Annotated in this window: 15 protein-coding genes; 9 read left to right on the top strand and 6 right to left on the bottom strand. The window is 66.4% G+C overall.

Going from position 1 to position 20,237, the window contains the following annotated elements:
• Position 1: 1 nt before the first annotated feature.
• Both grpE and dnaK read right to left on the bottom strand, forming a co-directional pair.
• Positions 2–607 carry a nucleotide exchange factor GrpE gene (gene grpE / locus ACIA48_RS04355; protein WP_396727948.1) on the bottom strand — a complete coding sequence of 202 codons (606 nt, stop codon included), beginning with the start codon at positions 605–607 and terminating at the stop codon, positions 2–4.
• Positions 604–2,469 carry a molecular chaperone DnaK gene (dnaK, locus tag ACIA48_RS04350; protein ID WP_396727947.1) on the bottom strand — a complete coding sequence of 622 codons (1,866 nt, stop codon included), beginning with the start codon at positions 2,467–2,469 and terminating at the stop codon, positions 604–606. Before dnaK ends, grpE begins: the two co-directional genes overlap by 4 nt.
• Before the next feature lie 175 nt (positions 2,470–2,644).
• Here dnaK and ACIA48_RS04345 point away from each other — a divergent pair, with 175 nt between their 5' ends.
• The 5 genes from ACIA48_RS04345 to ACIA48_RS04325 are packed head-to-tail and all read left to right on the top strand — an operon-like array spanning position 2,645 to position 5,805.
• Positions 2,645–3,265 (top strand): TIGR03085 family metal-binding protein, encoded by a 621-nt coding sequence (locus ACIA48_RS04345; RefSeq protein ID WP_396727946.1) that lies wholly within the window; start codon positions 2,645–2,647, stop codon positions 3,263–3,265.
• 20 nt (positions 3,266–3,285) lie between these two features.
• The gene (locus ACIA48_RS04340) at positions 3,286–3,822 is read left to right on the top strand and encodes a hypothetical protein (protein WP_396727944.1); all 537 of its coding nucleotides are present in this window, start codon (positions 3,286–3,288) and stop codon (positions 3,820–3,822) included.
• Between the two features lie 32 nt (positions 3,823–3,854).
• Complete coding sequence (locus tag ACIA48_RS04335) at positions 3,855–4,787, top strand: LLM class F420-dependent oxidoreductase (protein WP_396727942.1); 933 nt, start codon at positions 3,855–3,857, stop codon at positions 4,785–4,787.
• Between the two features lie 39 nt (positions 4,788–4,826).
• Positions 4,827–5,285, top strand: a complete 459-nt coding sequence (locus tag ACIA48_RS04330; protein ID WP_396727940.1) for a hypothetical protein — start codon at positions 4,827–4,829, stop codon at positions 5,283–5,285.
• A gap of 19 nt (positions 5,286–5,304) precedes the next feature.
• On the top strand, positions 5,305–5,805 hold the full coding sequence (locus tag ACIA48_RS04325) for a hypothetical protein (protein WP_396727938.1): 501 nt from the start codon (positions 5,305–5,307) through the stop codon (positions 5,803–5,805).
• On the opposite strand, the gene ACIA48_RS04320 is transcribed toward ACIA48_RS04325, so the two are convergent.
• From ACIA48_RS04320 to ACIA48_RS04305, 4 genes are all read right to left on the bottom strand, one after another.
• Positions 5,802–7,295 carry a dynamin family protein gene (locus tag ACIA48_RS04320; RefSeq protein WP_396727936.1) on the bottom strand — a complete coding sequence of 498 codons (1,494 nt, stop codon included), beginning with the start codon at positions 7,293–7,295 and terminating at the stop codon, positions 5,802–5,804. The genes ACIA48_RS04325 and ACIA48_RS04320 overlap by 4 nt on opposite strands.
• Before the next feature lie 12 nt (positions 7,296–7,307).
• A complete protein-coding gene (locus ACIA48_RS04315; RefSeq protein WP_396727934.1) occupies positions 7,308–9,137 on the bottom strand; it encodes a dynamin family protein in 1,830 nt (609 codons plus the stop codon).
• A 97-nt stretch (positions 9,138–9,234) separates the two neighbouring features.
• A complete protein-coding gene (locus ACIA48_RS04310; protein WP_396727932.1) occupies positions 9,235–10,254 on the bottom strand; it encodes an IniB N-terminal domain-containing protein in 1,020 nt (339 codons plus the stop codon).
• Between the two features lie 272 nt (positions 10,255–10,526).
• Positions 10,527–11,060 carry an Rv0340 family IniB-related protein gene (locus tag ACIA48_RS04305; protein ID WP_396727930.1) on the bottom strand — a complete coding sequence of 178 codons (534 nt, stop codon included), beginning with the start codon at positions 11,058–11,060 and terminating at the stop codon, positions 10,527–10,529.
• Positions 11,061–11,291: 231 nt separating this feature from the next.
• Here ACIA48_RS04305 and ACIA48_RS04300 point away from each other — a divergent pair, with 231 nt between their 5' ends.
• From ACIA48_RS04300 to ACIA48_RS04285, 4 genes are all read left to right on the top strand, one after another.
• Positions 11,292–13,079 carry an Hsp70 family protein gene (locus tag ACIA48_RS04300; RefSeq protein WP_396727928.1) on the top strand — a complete coding sequence of 596 codons (1,788 nt, stop codon included), beginning with the start codon at positions 11,292–11,294 and terminating at the stop codon, positions 13,077–13,079.
• Positions 13,076–15,577, top strand: a complete 2,502-nt coding sequence (gene iniR, locus ACIA48_RS04295) for an isoniazid response ATPase/transcriptional regulator IniR (protein ID WP_396727926.1) — start codon at positions 13,076–13,078, stop codon at positions 15,575–15,577. The genes ACIA48_RS04300 and iniR overlap by 4 nt, the downstream gene beginning before the upstream one ends.
• 169 nt (positions 15,578–15,746) lie before the next feature.
• Positions 15,747–18,899, top strand: a complete 3,153-nt coding sequence (locus ACIA48_RS04290) for a (Fe-S)-binding protein (RefSeq protein ID WP_396727924.1) — start codon at positions 15,747–15,749, stop codon at positions 18,897–18,899.
• Positions 18,900–18,919: 20 nt separating this feature from the next.
• Entirely contained in the window at positions 18,920–20,212 is a 1,293-nt protein-coding gene (locus tag ACIA48_RS04285; RefSeq protein WP_396728506.1) for a pyridoxal phosphate-dependent aminotransferase, read from the top strand.
• Positions 20,213–20,237 lie beyond the last annotated feature (25 nt).

The following is a 20,237-nucleotide window of genomic DNA, read 5'->3' as shown; positions in this document are numbered from 1 at the left end:
TCTAGTTGTCGTTTGATTGTGGAGCCTCTGGCGAGGCTGAGTCGGCGTTATCGGCATCGGGCACGGTGTCGACGACGCCCACAAGGGCGTGCCGCACCACCTGGTCGCCGACCTTGTAGCCGCGACGCATGACGGTTCCCACAACGGGGTGGGTGCCATCGCCCTCGTGCTGCACGGCCTCGTGCAGAGCGGGGTCGAAGTCGTCGCCTTCGTCTCCGAAGCCCGAAAGGCCGAGTCCCTCAAGGGCGGTCGCGAGCTTGTCGGCGACCGACTTCAGGGGTCCGGACTCCAGGTCCCCGTGGTTGCGCGCGCGGTCGAGATCGTCGAGCACGGGCAGCAGCTGGGTGACGATGGTGGCCTTGGAGCGTTCGGCGATGAGTTGCTGGTCGCGCAGTGCCCGCTTGCGGTAGTTGTCGTACTCCGCCTTGACGCGCTGCAGGGTGGACTTCAGCTCCTCGACTTCCTCGCTTCCCGCCACCGGGCCCGCGCCCGGCGCCGACCCGCTGGGGGCCGGGCCGGACGCGGATTCACGGACCTCGCCGGTGTCAGGATCGATGCGCCGCTTGTCGGTGACAGTCACCGGCTCGTGCGAATCGTCTTGGCTCACTTGCGCTCCTGGTCATCGTCATCGACAACCTCGGCGTCCACGACGTTGTCGTCGGCAGGGCCGGCCGCCGACTCGCCACCGGGGGCACCCGCGGACTGCTCGGCCTGAGTCGCCTCGTAGAGCGCCTGACCCAGACCCTGGGCCTCCACGCCGAGCTTCTCCATCGCGGACTTGATGGCCGCGATATCGGTGCCCTCGAGCGCGGACTTGGCCTCAGCGACCGCGGAGTCGACCTTGTCCAAAGTGTCCGCGGGGATCTTCGATCCACCTTCGGCTTCACGCTGTTCGGAGACGATCTTCTCGGTCTGGTAGACCAGTGACTCCGCCTGGTTGCGGACGTCGGCCTCCTCGCGACGCTTGCGGTCCTCCTCGGCGTGTGCCTCGGCGTCCTTGATCATCTGGTCGATCTCCTCCTTGGAGAGGCCGGAGCCCTCCTGGATTCGGATCGTGTTCTCCTTGCCGGTGCCCTTGTCTTTGGCGGTCACGTGCACGATGCCGTTGGCGTCGATGTCGAACGTGACCTCGATCTGGGGCACACCGCGCGGAGCCGGCGGAATGCCGGTCAGCTCGAAGCTGCCGAGCAGCTTGTTGTGCGCGGCGATTTCACGCTCACCCTGGAAGACCTGAATCTGCACCGACGGCTGGTTGTCGTCGGCCGTGGTGAAGGTCTCCGACCGCTTGGTCGGGATCGTGGTGTTGCGCTCGATCAGCTTGGTCATCACGCCGCCCTTGGTCTCGATACCGAGGGACAGCGGGGTGACGTCAAGCAGCAGAACGTCTTTCACCTCACCCTTGAGCACACCGGCCTGCAGCGCGGCACCCGCGGCGACAACCTCGTCCGGGTTGACGCCCTTGTTGGGCTCCTTACCGCCGGTGAGTTCCTTCACCAGATCGGTCACGGCGGGCATACGCGTCGAACCACCAACCAGCACGACGTGATCGATGTCGGACACCGAGATACCGGCGTCCTTGATCACCTGCTGGAACGGCTGGCGGGTACGGTCCAGCAGATCCTGTGTGATGCGCTGGAATTCGGCACGCGTCAGCTGCTCGTCGAGGAACAGCGGGTTCTTGTCGGCGTCGACGGTGATGTACGGCAGGTTGATCGAGGTGCCCTGCGAACTCGAGAGCTCGATCTTGGCCTTCTCGGCGGCTTCACGCAGCCGCTGCATCGCCATCTTGTCCTTGGTCAGGTCGATGCCCGAGGTGCCCTTGAACTTGTCGACCAACCAGTCGACGATCCGGTCATCCCAGTCGTCGCCACCGAGGTGGTTGTCACCCGAGGTGGCACGCACCTCGACAACACCCTCGCCGATTTCGAGCAGCGACACGTCGAACGTGCCACCACCGAGGTCGAAGACCAGGATGGTCTGTTCCTTCTCACCCTTGTCCAGCCCGTAGGCCAGCGCCGCGGCGGTCGGCTCGTTGACGATGCGCAACACGTTGAGCCCGGCGATCTGGCCGGCTTCCGTAGTGGCTTGCCGCTGAGCGTCGTTGAAGTACGCGGGCACGGTGATCACCGCATCGGTGATGTCCTCGCCCAGGTAGCTCTCGGCATCGCGCTTGAGCTTCATCAGCACGCGGGCGCTGATCTCCTGGGGGGTGTATTTCTTGCCGTCGATCTCAACGTTCCAGTCGGTGCCCATTTCGCGCTTGACCGAACGGATTGTCCGGTCGACGTTGGTCACTGCCTGGTTCTTGGCGGGCTGGCCGACCAGCACCTCTCCGTTGCGCGCGAAGGCGACGACGGACGGCGTGGTGCGGGAACCCTCGGAGTTGGCGACGACGACGGGGTCGCCACCCTCCAGTACCGCGACGACCGAGTTAGTGGTCCCGAGGTCGATTCCGACCGCACGAGCCATGTTGTTCCTCCTGAATTAGTCCAACTGTGGATCTGAGTGCACCGCACTCAAGACTGCTCCGGACGACCTTATCCTGTCAACCCAGACTTGAGTCAAGCACGCTCAACTGTCGAAGTGGTCAACGGGGACGTGAGCGAGTTTGTTCCCGAGGCCCAGATCAAGGGAGACTTGCCCCATGACTGCAGCCCGGCGTGAGCGCGCCGCCCTTGTCGCGACGATGAGCGAGATCGGGCCCGACGCGCCCACCCTGTGCGAAGGATGGACCACCCGCGACCTCGCGGCGCACCTCGTTGTCCGCGAGCGCAGGCTCGATGCCGCACCCGGCATCGCGATCCCGGCCCTCGCCGGCTACACCGACAAGGTGCAGCGGCAGACCGCATCGTCGACCGGCTGGGATGTGCTGGTGGACAAGATCTCGTCGGGGCCACCGCTGCTGTCGCCGTTCAAGCTGCTCGATTCTGTGGCCAACATGGATGAGATGTTCATTCACCACGAAGACGTTCGCAGGGCCCAACCCGGTTGGGAGCCAAGGTCTCTGGACCCCGAGACACTCGCTGCGCTGCGGCGCCCGGTCGGCATGATGGCCCGGCTGACCATGGGCAAAGTGCCCGCCCGCGTGGCACTGCGGACCCCCGACGGCGAGACGGTGGCCGTCGTCGGTAGCGGTCCTGAATTGACCGTCACCGGCGATATCGGCGAGCTCACACTGTTCGTTGCGGGCCGCGACGAGGCCCGGCTGACCTTCTCCGACGCCCAGGCCATCCAGGCTGTCCGCGCCGCGCGCCGGGGCCTGTGACAAACGCGTAGCCTGACCACATGAAAGTCGGCCTCGCCGTTGGGATTCTGCTATCCGCGGCCTCGCTGGCCGGCTGCTCAACGACCGTCGAGGGAAATCCCGTCGCGTCCAGCGTGGCACCGACCGAACCGAGCTTCCCGACGTCGAGGCCGACGCGAACGCCGTCGCCGAGCAGCACACCCCCTTCCACGACGCCGCCCACCGGGCAGCCTGGCGCGACGGCGCTGCCACCCGACGTATCGGGCTACGTGTTCATCGAAACCAAGTCGGGTCTGACCCGCTGCCAGATTTCCGAGGCCGAAGTCGGTTGCGAGTCGCAGTTCACCAACTCGGTCGAAGTGAACGGCATGCCCGCCAACGGGGTGAAAATAACCGCCGAGGGCAGCATGAGCTGGGTCGTCGGCAACCTCGGCGCCATCCCGGCCGTCACGCTCGATTACCAGACCTACAGTGCGCTCGGCTGGACGATCGCCGCAGCCAGCGACGGCACCCGCTTCACCAACGACGGCACCGGCCACGGCATGTTCGTCAACACCTCCGGCGTCGAGGTCTTCTGAGCGGCGCAACCGCATTCACTAGGCTGGCTCTCGTGGATTTCCGGGTCTTTGTAGAACCTCAACAGGGCGCCACCTACGCCGACCAACTGGCGGTCGCACGCACGGCCGAGTCCGCCGGGTACTCGGCGTTCTTCCGCTCCGACCACTTCACCGCCATGAGCGGCGACGGCATGCCAGGACCAACCGATTCCTGGGTCACCCTGGGCGGCATCGCCCGCGAGACCTCCTCGATACGCCTCGGCACGTTGGTCACCTCGGCCACGTTCCGATACCCGGGCCCGCTTGCGATCGCCGTCGCGCAGGTCGACGAAATGAGCGGCGGCCGTGTGGAATTGGGCATCGGGGCCGGTTGGTTTGAAGCCGAGCACAAGGCCTACGCCATCCCGTTCCCGCCGCTGGGTGAACGGTTCGACCGGCTGACCGAACAACTGAACATCATCACGGGGCTGTGGACGACACCGTCCGGCAAGACGTTCGACTACACCGGCACCCATTACGCCGTCGCGGAGTCCCCCGCCCTGCCCAAGCCTCTCCAGTCGCCGCATCCGCCGATCATCATCGGGGGCGCGGGCGCCAAGCGGACACCGGCGCTCGCCGCGCAGTTCGCCGCCGAGTTCAACATTCCGTTCGCACCGCTGGACATGGCTCAGACTCAATTCGAGCGGGTCGCCTCGGCGGTGGCCGACGCCGGACGTCCGGCCGAGTCGATGACGTTCTCCGCGGCGTTCGTGGTCTGCGCAGGCCGGGATGAGCAGCAGATCGCGCGCCGAGCCGGGGCGATCGGTCGCGACGTCGACGAGCTGCGCAGCAACTCCCCGCTGGTCGGGACCCCCGCAGAGATCGCCGACAAGCTCGGGCCCTACCTGCAGATCGGCGTACAGCGGATCTACCTGCAGGTTCTCGACATGTCCGACCTTGACCACGTGGACTTCTTCGCCGCGGAGGTTCTTCCGCAGCTCGGCTGAACAGGCGCTTGCCTGCATGCCGCCACTACTATCAGCGCCGTGGCCCGCCGGTATGACGAGGATGACGACGGGCAGCCCTGGCACAACCGCACCTCCACGGTCGTCGGGGCCAGCGTTCTCGCGATCCTGGTGATCGGCATTTTGATCGTCGCGGCGACGGCGCTGGCCCGCCAGTTCGGCGAAACCGAGGAAGCTCCGATCGACTTCGTCACGCCCTCGTTCTCGGCGACCGCGTCCCACTCGGCCGACACGACCACCACCCAGACGATCACGAGCACGAGCCCACCGGAGACCACCGACATCGACGGACCTTCGACATCTCCGACATCTCCGACATCTCCGACATCGTCCTCAGCGACGACGTCGAGCAGCACTGAGACGCCGACGCGGCGCCCGACGACCGGCAACGATGACGACGAGGACGAAGGTCCCACCACCCGGACCACACGTCGCACGCCACGCACCAACATCACGCGTACATTCAATCCGCTTCCCTGAGCGCCTACTATCGGTCCCCGTGGCGCGATACGGATCTCCTGACGACCAGAACTATCCGGACGACGACCCGACCGTCTACGCCAACTATGGCGACGGTGGTGGATATGACGAGCCGCCCGGCCCCCCGCCGGGTGGCCCGAATGATGAGGTCCCGTGGTTCCGCAAGCCGGCCGCACTCGTCGCTTTGGGCGCCCTCGGTGCGGTGCTCATCGCGCTGATCGTGTTCGGATTGGCCAAACTGATCACCGGGGGCGGCGACGGGCCCTCCGAACAGACGACGTTGACACCGCTCACCACAACGTCGCGATCGATCACATCCACGACGACGCCGACGCCAGAGACCGTGACGGAGACGTACACGCCGACGACCACCGCCGAGTCGCCGACGACCACGACGACCACAACGACGCCGCCAACCACCACGACGACCACGACCACGACGCCCAGCGTCAGCACCAGCATCAGTACCAGCACGGAAACCAGCACGGTCACCGAAACGGTGACGCCGCCTGCTCCTTAACGGCCCCGTGACGCGTATTCGGCCACCAGCGCCTCCGCGCTGCGCACCGCTGCCCGGCAGGCGCGCGTCGTGAACGGATCGTTGAGCGGGTGTTCCGCCCGGCGGCGCCAGCGCTGGGCGGCCGCGAACGCGGAGCGGGGCCCGTCGTAGGGAGCATCGGGTTGCAGGCCCAGTCTGCTCGCGGGGTCGGTGCCGGAGCCGCCGATGATGCGACGCAGTGACGCCATCTCGTCCTCGTTCAAAGTGGTTGATCGAGAACGTAATTGACTAAGCAGCCGTAGCTCCTCGAACGCGTGGGTGTCGGCCAGGAGCGGGTCGATGTCGGCGATGATGGCGCGACTGGCATAGATCGGATTGTTTTCGACGAAGCGCCGCAGCGACACTAGTGCGGTATGCGCCTTCAGGAGATCCGACCGCTGCGCGAACTGCTGGTCGATCACGTCGCGCAAAGCGATCAGGCCGCTGCGCTCGAGTAATTCGTCGGCCAGGGCCAGCGAATCGCTGACTCCGGCGCGCAGCACGGCGATCGAGATCCTGATCCCGAACATGCCGAACCGCTCGAGCAGGGCGGCGCGGGTGGCGGCGTCAACCGGCAACGCGCTGTCCTCGCGGACGAATCGGTCCACCGACAACATCGCCTTGGTCAGTTCGGTGGCATCGACCGCGGCCAGCTTCTCCAGCGCGACGAACTCGCTCTGCCGCAGTGTGCGTGCGGTGAGCGCCAGCAGCCCCGACACCGGTACCACCGCCTGACAGATGCCGGTCTTGTCCATCTCGCTGGTGAACCGCGCGGCGACGTCCTTAGCCGACAGCATGGCGTCGATCCGGCCCGCACCGATCTCGTCGGCGCGCGACGCGACGCCGATCACGCCGAGCGCCCCTGCCGATCCTCCGACCAGTTCGCCGATCTGCATGAGCAGCGCGATGTCAGCGGCGTTGAGGGTGCGCAGCAGGAACACCACGGCGTCGATGCGGGGAACGCCGTCGTCGGGCACCAGCAGCCGCAACGTGCGCTGGGAGACGTCCCTGGACAGCGACGACGTGCCCGGGGTGTCGATGATCGTGGTGTCGATCAGCTCCGCGGCGGGCCACTCCACGTCGAGGTCGACGACGTCCTCGGGGTCGAGGGTGGCGAAGTCGAAGGTGAGACCGCCCTCGACGGCATCGCGGCCGATCGGCACATTCGAGCGCCGGCCGCCGCGATGGTTGGCGGTGACCTTCGGCGTCGGCCCGTGCCGAAACCAGGTGACGATACGGGTGGCCTCGGTGGCATCGGTAGGCGCAATGTCCTCGCCCACAAGGGCATTCACCACGGTCGACTTACCCGCCTTGAGCGTTCCCGCCAAGGCGATGCGAATGGGCTGGTTGAGCCGGCGGCCGATGCGGTCCAGCTCGTTGTGCACGTCAGGACGCTGCGCATAGGCGGGATCGGAGCGGTAGGCCTGGATGGTTCCGCCCAGGATCGCGCGCACCTGGTCACTCGTGCTCATCGACAGACCAGCTTAGGGGGCCTCCCCCGCGAGCTTGGCGGCATGGTCGGTGACCTGGTTGAGGATGTTGAGTTGACGCTCGAGTTCCTTGACGCGCGTATTGCGTTCGTTCTCCTCTAGTTTCGCCGAGGCGATGGTCGCCTGCAGCGATTCGTTCAGCGACCGCGTCGTCTGGTTGGCGATACCGCGGTAGTGGTCACGCAGTTGACGCTGAATGCCTTTGAGCCGGTCGCGCGACTCCTTGTTCACGACGAACGACACGTCGTCGATGAACCGGCGGGTGTTCATCTTCGCCTCGTTGCGCACCCGCATCATCCGGTTGTCCATGTTCTCCCGATACGCGCTGCGCCCCATCAGCAGACCAGCGCCGAGGGACAGCGGATTGAACATGCCGAGACCGGCCAACGACGTCATCATGCCGAACATCAGCACGCCGCCGTAGGACCCCTGCATTCCTATCCCGATCTTGCGGGCCTTGCCGACCGGTTTGGCCTCCAGGGTGGCGAGCGACTTGATCTCGCCGAGGCTGGCGCCCATCTCACGCGCGTCGATCTGCGGCATCTTGATCGCGTTGAGGCCCGCCTCGGTGAAGGTGCGGCCCACCTCCTCGGCCAACGCTGTCGCGCGCTGGTACGCCCAGACGAAGTTGTCGCCGACAGCGGTGGCTATCGCGCTCTCCAGCTCGGTCCCGATCTCGGCCCAGTGCTGCGTCGGGTCGCAGTTGTCGATCTCCTTCTCGATGTGCTGTCCGATGATCCGGAAGCGGCCACGAAGATCGTGGTCGATATCGGCTGTGAGATCGGCGATTCCGTCGTTGAGCACCTGCTGCCACAGCGCGGTCTGCTGCAGTGCCTCTTGGGCTTCCTCTTTGCGCCGCTCCAGATCCTCCGTCAGCCGGTCGCGGACGTCGGCATCGTTGAGCGACGCCAGCTCGGCGCTGACCTTCAGCGTGAGATGTTCAGCGGACGAACGTATTTCGGCGACCACCTGATCGCGAATGTGGTCGTTCTGGCGGGTCAGCACCTGCTCGGTGAGGAACTTCACGATCACCGGGAAGTTCGACTCCGCGTTGAGTTCCTTGTCGTTGAGCTGAATGGCGTGACTGCGTAAGACCGACGACGACGGGATCATCGGTATCGACAGACCCGCCCGCTCGAGATGGGCTTTGTTCGCATCGACGATCGAGCGCCACTGCGGATACAGATCAGTCTTGGTGGCGATGATCGTCGACACCGGACAGATGCCGAAAGCCTGTCGCATGAAAGTCATTTCGGGTTCGGTGAACTCCTGGCTGGTATCACTGCACATCAGCAGCGCGTCGGCGTCGGGCAACAACCCCAACGTCGCCGACAGGTGCGGCTGCCCGTGCCCACCGACCCCCGGCGTGTCCACGAACGCCAGCCCGTTCTTCAGCAGCGGCCCCGCGGCGGTGACCTCCACCCGCAACACCTCGCGACCGCCGGCCTGTGGGGCCCTTCGCAGATCGGTCTTGATGTCGTCCATGCCGATCTCGATGGCTTCGGGCTCCGCGCCGTCGGGCCGCGCGACGATCAGCCTGGCCGAGGTGTTCTCGCCGTAGGACACCACCGTCGGCAGCACGGTGCTCTCGTCGTCACCGACGCGCGCGACGGGAACATTCAGCAGCGCGTTGAGGAGCTGGCTCTTGCCCTGTTTGAGCTGCCCGGCGATGACCACACGGATCTGCGGATCGGTGATCCGGGTCTTGGCCCTCGCCAGCCGCTCGACCAGGTCACCGCGCTCGTTCACGTCGGCGATCTTGCTGGTGTGGTCGATCAGCTCGACGATGACCTTCACCTTGCGAGGGTCGCTGGGTTGCGTCATGGAGTCCTTCTAGTAAGCCGGGTCAGCATCTAACGGTAGATGCGCGAACTGGCGGGGATCGAATTTCGATCCCCGCCAGTGGCGTTGTCGTGCGGTGTCAGAACAGGCTGGCGTCGGCCGTGTTGTCGACATCGACATCGGTGTTGACCTGGCCCGAGTTGTCGACGGTGTTGACCTGGCCCGAGCTGTCGACGGAGTTGACCTGGCCCGAGCTGTCGACGGAGTTGTCCACCGAGCTGTCCACCGAGCTGTCGACCGAGTTGTCCTGGCCCGAGTTGTCCACGGCGCTGAAGCCACCGGCGGCCCCGCCGGACGCGTCGCCCTCAACCGTGGTCTGGTTCCCACTGACACTGGTGGTGTCGTTGTCGACGATGACGATGCCGCCACCGGAACCGCCTGCGCCACCGGACGCGTCGCCGCCGTCGTTGCCGACACCGATGAGGCCGCCGCCACCGTCTCCGCCGACCGCACCGCCACCGCTGCCGCCGCTCATGTCGACGTCGTTGATGACCGGGCCCTCGTTGTCGGAGATGATGTCGCCGCCCGCGGTCTGGTCGCCGCTGTCGTCGATGTCGTTGTCCTCACCGATGTTGACATTCGAGTCGTCGATGTCGCCGGTGCTGACGTTCTCGTTGTCGTCACCGACCACGTTGCCGTCGCCGTCGACGTGGGTCGCATCGATATCGCCCGCCGTTCCGGTGTTGACCACACCACCGTTGGTGGCGGTGTTCGACGTCTTGTCACCGAAGGTGATGTCACCGAAGTCCATGTTGAAGTTGCCGACGCCCTGCTGCTGGTCTTCACCCGCCGTGTTGGCCAGGTTGGTCTCGGGGCTCATGAAGCGGGTGTCGTTGTTAGACATCAAGTCGGTCTGGCGCTGCGGGGCGAAGGCGATGCCGTGGGTCTGGGCAACGGCCTGCTGCAGCCCGAAGACGGGATCGCCGCCGCCGTGAACCATCGCGGCCGGTGCCACCGTGGCGGCGACCGCCTGCACCTGAGCAGCGGTCACATTGGAAACATTCGCCGCGGCCATCGAGCGGGCGGGGTCGGTGATGAATTCCTGGGCCCGGACCGGATCACGGAAGAGGTCCAGGAGCCAGTCGATTACGTTCGTCATTTCTGTCGTCCTTCGGTTGTGTTGTCAGGGTCTTCGTCGCCGGGCTGTCCGGCGGACTGATGACTACGTTATGGACCGAGCAACCCCGGTGAAACGGGGTCGGAACCCCTCCCCGCGGCGGGGCATCCCGGGGTGGGACCTCGAACTCCGTTAGGGGATTAGGGGCTTGATAGGGGGTCGCTCCAAAGTGGCCGCGAAACGAAACTGCGCGGCCGGTTCCGGCCGCGCAGTCGTGGTGGTGGTCGATCAAAAAGTCAGAAGATTCAGAAGATTTAAAAGATGTCGTAACCCGACGGGTCGGAATCCATGTCGGCGACCTCGATGATCGTGTCGCTCAGATCGCCGTCAGCCGGCAGGTCGAGCACCGGCAGATCGTCGATCACCGGCTGATCGAATTGCAGTGATCCATCGTCGGAACCGACCACACCGGGTACGCCCGACTCGTGCAGCGCGTCCAGCCCGGAGTCCAGCGTCTGATCCGGCGAATCGACGTAGTCGATGATCGTCGTGTGCACGTCATCGACGGCCTGAACAGGCACTTGATCATCGAACGCGTCGAACGCCGCGGTCGCCGCGCCACTGGCCCAGACGTTGTCGGCCATATCGATGATGCCTTCGGTACCCGTGCTGGGCACTGCCGCACCCAGCGACTCGGTGACCACCGGGATCAGGTTGCTGACGTCGGCACTGGTCACGTTGGTGAGGTTGGCGTCGAAGATGGCTTGGTCCGGGTTTTCTGCATAGCGTGCGGCGGCGTCGGGATCTCGCACCAGGGACATCACGAAGTCCAGCAGCGAGTTGGCCATGAAACACCCTCCTTCCCAATTCAGATATAGATGGCATACAGATGGCAGCAGCCAAGTGGCTTGATCACGATGCTATCGACGGCGGACGCCGCAGAGATCGGTGCGAAGCCCACCTCTACACCCGGGGCATTAGGGGGCCCGGCGTTAGGGGTTTTCGCGGCATAGGGGGATGTCCCGGGATATGGGGCACCGAGCCGCTATCGTGATGGTCGGCCGAATGCAGAGGAAAAGATGAGCGACTCTCTCGGGTTGTCGATCGGGATGACCAATTTGGTGGCGGCTCGCATGGGTCGTCCCCCGGTGATGCGACGTTCCGTGCTCACCCTGTTCGACGATCGCCCCGCCGAAGTCGGCGTACCGGCCGAGAACCCCAACCTCAATCAGCCCGGGATGGTGCTGACGGGGTTCGTCGAGCGCGTGGGCGACCCGGTGCCGTTGGTGGCGGCGGATGGGTCGGCCCACCGCGGCGAGCAGGTGCTTGTCGAAGCGCTCGACGCGATGGCACGCACCGTCGGCGGCGGTGCGCCCATCGCCGTCGCGGTGCCCGCGCATTGGAGTGCCGCGACCGTCGGCGCGCTGCGCGGCGCGTTGCGCGCCAACCCGGCCCTGTCTCCCAACGGCGTGGCACCGGCACTGGTCCCGGATTCCGGGGCCGCCCTGTCTGCATTGCAGGCAGCGCCCGGGCTGCCGGCCAGCGGCGTCGTGGTGCTCTGCGATTTCGGCGGCAGCGGTACCAGCGTCACGCTGGCCGACGCGGGCGCCAACTTCGACACCATCGGCGAGACGGTGCGATACGCCGAGTTCTCCGGCGACCAGATCGATCAGGCGCTGCTGAATCACGTCGTGGCCGGCATCGCGGAGGCCAACGACTCGGATCCCGCGAGCACGGCGGCCGTCGGGTCGCTGGCCCGGCTACGCAACGACTGCAGGCTGGCCAAGGAACAGTTGTCCGCCGAGACCGCCACAGCCGTGCACGCCGCGCTGCCCGGCTTCGCATCCGATGTTCGCGTTACGCGCACCGAGTTGGAACAACTCATGGGCGAACCGCTCGACGGATTCCTCAGCACCGTTGAAGAAACGTTGCAGCGCAACAACATTGCGGCATCGGACGTGTCGGCGGTCGCGACGGTCGGCGGCGGCGCGAACATCCCGCTGGTCACCCAGCAGCTGTCGACGCGGCTGCGCGCGCCCGTCGTCACAACGCCGCAATCACAGCTGAACGTGGCCGCGGGCGCTGCCGTGCTGGCCGAAGGGGCGGACGCGGCAACGGGAATGGCGACCGCAGCGGATGCTCCCACAGGGATGGCCCCGACCGCGGGATGGGTCGCCGGTGCGGCCGGCTTAGGCGCCGCCGGTGCGGCTGCGGCCGGCGCGGCCGGTGACCCGACGGATTCGTCGGCGTTCCGTGCACTCGCATGGTCGCAGGACGACATCCCTGCGGGCGGTGGTGAACCCGTGCCGTACACCGGCGAGGACTACACGTTCGATCCGGCAGCCACCGGGGCGGCGGCCCGTCCGCCGATGGAGTTCAGCCACGAAGAGGAGGCCTTCACCCCGGAACCCGGTCCGCTGCCCTGGTACAAGCGGCCGACGATCCTCTTCGGGGCGGCCGCGGCCGCCGTGCTGTTGGCCATCGGCGGCCTCGCCGTCACGTTGACCGGAACGTCGAGCAACACCGGTCCGGTGACCGAGACGGCGACGACCGTGGAGACCGGCCCGTCGCCGGCGGGTCCACCCACATCGGAGACCATCACCGTCACAGGGTCCGACGGCCAGCCGAGCACGACGGTGGTGCCGCCTACCTCCACGACCACCACCGCAACAACAACGCCGTCCACGACTTCGTCAACGACCACGACGACAACCACAACGACAACGACCACCACAACGACGACAACGCAGCCCACGACGACCCAGCCGACCACCACGCAACCCACCACCACCGCGCCGCCGACCACGACCGACGAGCCGATCATCACCACGACGCCCGACGTGGTGATTCCCGACGACGGCACGTGATCCCGCCGCCCGCGCGTGACACCGTCGCGGCGCTGACGGCAGCGCCGGGCGACCCGGTCAAGATCCTGGTGTCCGGCGGCATCGGCAGCGGCAAGACGTCGGTCCTCGCAGCGGTGCGAAACACTCTGCGGGCGGCTGGGATTCCGGTGCTCACTCGGCCAGCGCGCAGCGGTGACGACCCAGGTGCCGCGGTGGTGATCGACGATGCGCACCTGCTCGACGATGCCGAACTCGCACAGCTCGTGGACCGGGTCGCGGATCCCGAATCGACGGTCATCGTCGCGACGGAACCTCTTGCGCACAGACCTGCGTTGCGCGCCTTGGCCACCGCGATGGAGCGCGAGAACCCCGCCATATCCATAGGTGCACTGAGCCCATCCGAAGTCTCGGCCATTGCGGCCGAAATCCTGGGCGCCGCACCGACTCCCGAGTTCACCCGGGCGCTCATGGTCTCCACGGCCGGGCTGCCGTTTCTGTTGGAACCGGCGATCACCGCTGCCCGCAATCGGGAGGCACCGGCATCCGCCATCGCGCAGGTCGCCAGCTTCACACTGATCGAGCGGCTACGCCGATTGGGTGAAGCGGTGTTGGACACACTCCTGGTGACATCGCTGAGCCCGGAACTCGGACCCGACGATGTCGCGGCGACGCTTCGGATCGAAGCCCCGGATGCCCACTTACTTGTCGACCGCGCCCGCGCGACCGGACTGATCGAGCCGTCGCACAGCCCTACCTTCCGGCGCTCTGTGCACCACTGCATTGCGCAGATAATCGGCACCGCTCGGCATCACGACACCGAAAGTGCGCTGCTGGTTTCTCAACTCGAATCATCAACGTTGTCAGCAGATCTCGCTCTACGTCTGGCCGAGCACGGTCTGCGCGATGACCGGCTCGCGAGCGCACTGGCCGAGCTCGCTTCCGAAAGTCATGGCCAACCAGCAAGGGCAGCAAGGCTTTACCGGGCGGCCGTTGATGCCGGGGCGACGAGAGTCAACTCGCGATTGGCGGATGCGCTCGCGCTGACCGGTGACTGTGCGACCGCGGGCCGCATCGCCGACGAGTTACTCGGGTCCGAGGACATCGCCGAACGCGCGGCCGCGGTGCGCATCGCGGCCAGTATCGCGGCGCACGATGGCAGCTCCGGCCAGGCCGCCGACCTGTTCCGCTGGCTGGGTCCCTACCCGGACGCGTTCGTCGGCTCAGCAGGTGCCGTCGTGTCGCTCGCGGTTGGGGACTTGCCCGCCGCGCAGACGGCGCTCAGCGCCGAGAGCGCGGGCCCACCGACGTCGACCTCGCGGGCCGCCCGCAGCCTCGCAGAGGGACTGCTGATGTCCCTCGAGGTGCCCTATGCCTCGGCGGTAGCGCGCCTGGGTCAGTCGATCACCACCGAACAGCTGTCGACCGGCGTCGCACCCGATACCCCCGCGGCGCTCGTGACGCTCGCCGCACTGCATGGAGGGGATCCGGTGCGGGCCCGCAGCGTCATCGGCCGCGCTGTGCGGGCGTCGCTGGATGACAGCCCGGAGAACACGGCGTTCGTCGCACGCAGACACCGGCTGCTGTTGGGCTGGGTGCGAATGCTCGACGGCCACCTACCGGCGGCGACCGCCGATGTCACCGCGGTGGCTGCGGACGCCGACGCTCTGCACCGCCGCGATGCGCTGTGGGCGTCGGCGCTGCAAACGGCGATCGCGCGACGCAGCGGTGACAGCGGCGCAGTGCAGAAGCATTGGTATGCCGCGGCCGAGGTACTCGCCGAGTATTCGATGGATCTGTTCTCGCTACTCCCCTTGGGTGAGCTGTGGGTGGCCGCGGCCCGGATTCGCCAGGTCGACCGGCTACAGCACACCCTCGACGAGGCGTTCGCCCTGCTGGACTCGCTCGGGCACCCGCTGCTGTGGTCGGTGCCGTTGCACTGGGCGGGTGTGCACGCGGGGATTCTCGCCAATTCGCCGGAGGCGGTGGCGCCGCACGGCCAGGCGCTGACCGGTGCGGCCGCACAGAGCCCATTCGCCAAGGCGCTGGCGACCGCGGGCCGCACCTGGCTGCGGGTGCTCGCGAACCACGTCGACACCGACGAAGTCAGTGCGGCGGCGCGCGGACTATCGCAATTCGGGCTCACCTGGGATGCCACCCGCCTGGCCGGCCAGGCCGCGCTGCATACACCCGACGGCCGCGTCTCGGGGGCGATGCTGCAGCTGGCTCGCGACCTCAAACAGACCACCGCCCTCGATGCGGCACCGGGCCCCGAAGTGTCGGCGGCCGCCGACATTCACCCCGGTCCTACCCGTCCGGCATCGACGAAACTGTCGGACCGCGAGCGTGAAGTCGCCGAACTCCTATTGCTCGGAATGCCCTACCGGGACATCGGTACGCAACTGTTCATCTCAGCCAAGACCGTTGAGCATCACGTCGCCAGAATCCGTAGACGATTGGGCGCCGAATCGCGTTCGGAGATGCTGTCGATGCTGCGCACGATGGTGGCGCCGCAGGGCTGATTTCCCGGCCGCTCCCCGGGCCACCCGCCGACAGCGAAGCCAAGTTAGGTCAGCCTGCCTAGCGCTGTTTCTAGGTGGGGTGCAACTATGAGCAGGCATGCAGCGAAAGTTACTGACGGGTAACATTCATTAAGTTACCCTTGAGTAACTTAAGAACGGGAGGCGCGCGGTGGAAACGCAGATGCTGATCAGGATCATCACCGTGGTCCTGATGCTCGCGCTCGTCGGGGGGTTCGCGTTCAAACGCGTCCTCTTCCTGACGAACCTGATCCGGTCCGGCGCTAAGACGAGCGTCGAGAACAACCGGAAGGACGACCTCAAGAAGCGCATCACCACGCAGTTCGAAGAGGTCTTCGGGCAAACCCGGCTGCTGCGCTGGTCCATCCCCGGCATCGCCCACTTCTTCACGATGTGGGGCTTCTTCATCCTCGGTTCGGTCTACGTCGAGGCCTTCGGTCAGGTCGTCGACCACGACTTCCACATCCCGTTCGTCGGCCGGTGGGACGCCCTGGGCTTCCTGCAGGACTTCTTCGCCGTCGCGGTGCTGCTCGGCATCATCACGTTCGCGATCATCCGCATCGTCCGCGAGCCCAAGAAGCACGGCCGCGACTCCCGCTTCTACGGTTCGCACACCGGGGGCGCCTGGCTGATCCTGTTCATGATCTTCAACGTCATCTGGACCTACGCGCTGGTCCGCGGCGCCGGTGCCAACACCCATGCTCTGCCCTACGGCAACGGCGCGTTCTTCTCGCAATTCATGGGCTGGATCCTGCATCCGCTCGGCGAGTCCGCCAATGAGTGGATCGAGACGCTCGCGCTGATCGGCCACATCGCCGTCATGTTGATCTTCCTGCTGATCGTGCTGCACTCCAAGCACCTGCACATCGGCCTGGCCCCGGTCAACGTCACGTTCAAGCGCATGCCCAACGGCCTGGGGCCACTGCTGCCCGTCGAGTACAACGGCGAGCGGGTCGACTTCGAGGATCCCGCCGAGGACGCCATCCTGGGTCGCGGCAAGATCGAGGACTTCACGTGGAAGGCCTACCTCGACATGACCACGTGCACCGAGTGTGGACGCTGTCAGTCGCAATGCCCCGCGTGGAACACGGGCAAGCCGCTGTCCCCCAAGCTCGTCATCATGAACCTTCGCGACCATTTGTTCGCGAAGGCGCCGTACATCCTCGGCGACAAGGAGTCGCCGCTGGAGAACACCGCCGAAGGCGGCGCGACCGAATCCGTGGCCAAGGAGCTCGAGTCCACCGAGGGCGGCTTCATCGAGACCAAGCACGACGAGGAGCACCACGTTCCCGAGTCGGGCTTCGAGCGCATCATGGGCTCGGGCCCCGAGCAGGCCACCCGTCCGCTGGTGGGCACCCTCGAGCAGGGCGGCGTCATCGATCCCGACGTGCTGTGGTCATGCACCACCTGCGGCGCGTGTGTCGAACAGTGCCCGGTCGACATCGAGCACATCGACCACATCGTCGACATGCGCCGCTACCAGGTGATGATGGAGTCGGAGTTCCCCGGCGAGCTCGGTGTGTTGTTCAAAAACCTTGAGAACAAGGGCAATCCGTGGGGCCAGAACTCCAAGGACCGCACCAACTGGATCGACGAGGTCGACTTCGACGTGCCGGTCTACGGCAAGGACGTCGAGTCCTTCGAGGGTTACGAGTACCTGTTCTGGGTGGGTTGCGCGGGTGCCTATGAGGACCGCGCCAAGAAGACCACCAAGGCGGTCGCCGAACTGCTCGCGACCGCGGGCGTGAAGTACCTGGTGCTCGGCGAGGGCGAGACCTGCAACGGCGACTCGGCCCGCCGTTCGGGTAACGAGTTCCTGTTCCAGCAGCTCGCCGCGCAGAACGTCGAGACGCTCAACGAGCTCTTCGAGGGTGTCGAGCGAGTCGACCGCAAGGTCGTGGTGACGTGCCCACACTGCTTCAACACGCTGGGCCGCGAGTATCCGCAGGTGGGCGGCAACTACACCGTGCTGCACCACACGCAGCTGCTGAACCGGCTGATCCGGGACAAGAAGCTGGTGCCGGTGAAGCCCGCCGACGGTGGACAAGACGTCACCTACCACGACCCCTGCTACCTAGGCCGGCACAACAAGGTATACGAGGCGCCGCGCGAGCTGATCGGCGCCTCCGGGGCGAAGCTCACCGAGATGCCGCGCCACGCCGACCGCGGCCTGTGCTGCGGCGCCGGCGGTGCGCGGATGTGGATGGAAGAGCACATCGGCAAGCGCGTGAACGTCGAGCGCACCGAAGAGGCGATGGACACCGCGTCCACGATCGCGACCGGCTGCCCGTTCTGCCGCGTGATGATCACCGACGGTGTGGACGATGTGGCCGCCACCAGGGACGTGCCGAAGGCCGAAGTGAAGGACGTGGCGCAGTTGCTTCTGGAGTCGCTCGACAAGAGCGGTGTGGCGTTGCCCGAAAAGGGCACCGCCGCTAAGGAAGCCGAGGAGCGCGCAGCCCGCGTCGAGGCTGAGGCGCCTGTCGTCGAGGAGGAGACCGAGGCAGAGGCCGAGGCTGACGAGGACGCCAAGCCCGAGGCGAAGGCATCCACCGCGACTGCAGACTCCAAGCCCGTCACGGGTCTGGGCATTGCCGGCGGGGCGAAACGTCCGGGCGCCAAAAAGGCAGCCACCTCACCCGCTGCCGAGGCCCCCGCTGCCGACGAAAAGCCGGCTGCCCCTGTCAAGGGTCTCGGTATCGCAGGCGGCGCCAAGCGTCCAGGCGCCAAAAAGGCAGCCACCTCACCCGCTGCCGAGGCCCCCGCTGCCGAGCAAGCAACCCCTGCTGCCGAGCCCGAGGTCAAGGGTCTCGGCATCGCGTCAGGCGCGCGTCGACCTGGCGCGAAGAAGGCCGCGGCCCCGGTCAAGGCCGAAGCCGAAGCGCCCGCTGCCGAAGAAGCAGCCCCTGCCGCCGAGCCGGAGGTCAAGGGTCTCGGCATCGCGGCGGGTGCGCGTCGACCCGGCGCCAAGAAGGCCGCGGCCCCCGTCAAAGCTGAAGCGGCACCGGAGCCCGAGGCCGAGGCCGAAGCACCCGCGCCCGCGGCCGAGGCACCCGCCAAACCCGAGCCCGAGGTCAAGGGCCTGGGCATCGCACCCGGCGCGCGCCGCCCCGGCGCGAAGAAGGCAGCACCTCCCAAACCCCAAGCCGCTCCGAAACCTGCTGCCCCACAGCCGGAACCAGAGGCCAACGGTGAATCCAGTCCTGCGCCTGAGCCTTCCGCCGAGGACAACGGCGAAGCGCCAGACGTACCGGTGAAGGGCCTGGGCATCGCGAAGGGTGCGCGTCCGCCCGGCAAACGCTGACCAGCGTTTTTAGATATTCGCTGGACGACAGTGAGACGATTGTCGACGTGACTACGCACCACGTGCCGTTTCAAGCCAGCGGGCAGCATCCGCGGCCGCGCACGTTCACGCAGTCATCCAAGCTGCAGGACGTGCTGTACGAGATCCGTGGCCCTGTGCACGAGCACGCGTCACGTCTCGAGGCCGAGGGCCACCGCATCCTCAAACTCAACATCGGCAACCCGGCGCCGTTCGGGTTCGAGGCGCCCGATGTGATCATGCGCGACATGATCCAGGCGTTGCCGTACGCGCAGGGGTACTCCGATTCGAAGGGCATCCAGGCGGCCCGCCGCGCGGTGTTCACCCGCTACGAATTGGTCGAGGGATTCCCCCGATTCGACGTCGACGACGTCTACCTCGGCAACGGGGTGTCCGAACTCATCACGATGACGCTGCAGGCGCTGCTCGACAACGGCGACCAGGTGCTCATCCCCGCGCCGGACTATCCGCTGTGGACCGCGTCGACCTCGTTGGCCGGCGGTACGCCCGTGCACTACCTGTGCGACGAGACCCAGGGCTGGCAGCCCGACATCACCGACCTCGAGGCGAAGATCACCGACCGCACCAAGGCGCTCGTCGTGATCAACCCGAACAACCCCACCGGTGCGGTCTACGGCACCGAGATCCTCGAGCAGATAGTCGAATTGGCGCGCAAGCATCAACTGCTGCTGCTCGCCGATGAGATCTACGACAAGATCCTCTACGACGACGCCGAGCACATCAGCGTCGCGACGCTGGCGCCTGATCTGCTGACGCTGACATTCAACGGCCTCTCCAAGGCCTACCGGGTGGCCGGCTACCGCGCCGGCTGGCTGGTGATCACCGGCCCCAAGGAACACGCAAGCAGCTTCTTGGAGGGCATCAGCCTGCTCGCCAATATGCGACTGTGCCCGAATGTGCCCGCGCAGTACGCAATTCAGGTCGCCCTTGGCGGGCATCAAAGCATCGAGGATCTGGTGCTGCCGGGCGGACGGCTGCTCGAGCAGCGTGACATCGCCTGGACGAAGCTCAACGAGATCCCAGGGGTGTCGTGCGTGAAACCCCAAGGCGCGCTGTACGCCTTCCCGAGACTTGACCCCGAGGTGTATGACATCGTCGACGACGAGCAACTGGTGCTCGATCTGCTGATGCAGGAGAAGATCCTGGTCACCCAGGGCACCGGCTTCAACTGGCCGACACCCGACCATCTGCGTATCGTGACGCTGCCCTGGGCTCGCGATCTGGCCAACGCCATCGATCGGCTGGGCAACTTCCTCGTCAGCTACCGGCAATAACAATCTCAAAACAACCTCTACCCTG

It is taken from the genome of Mycobacterium sp. NPDC051804, from assembly GCF_044452905.1.
Lineage (GTDB): Bacteria > Actinomycetota > Actinomycetes > Mycobacteriales > Mycobacteriaceae > Mycobacterium.
The sequence above is the reverse complement of the archived record's forward strand: the minus strand, read 5'-3'. Positions and strand labels throughout refer to the sequence as shown.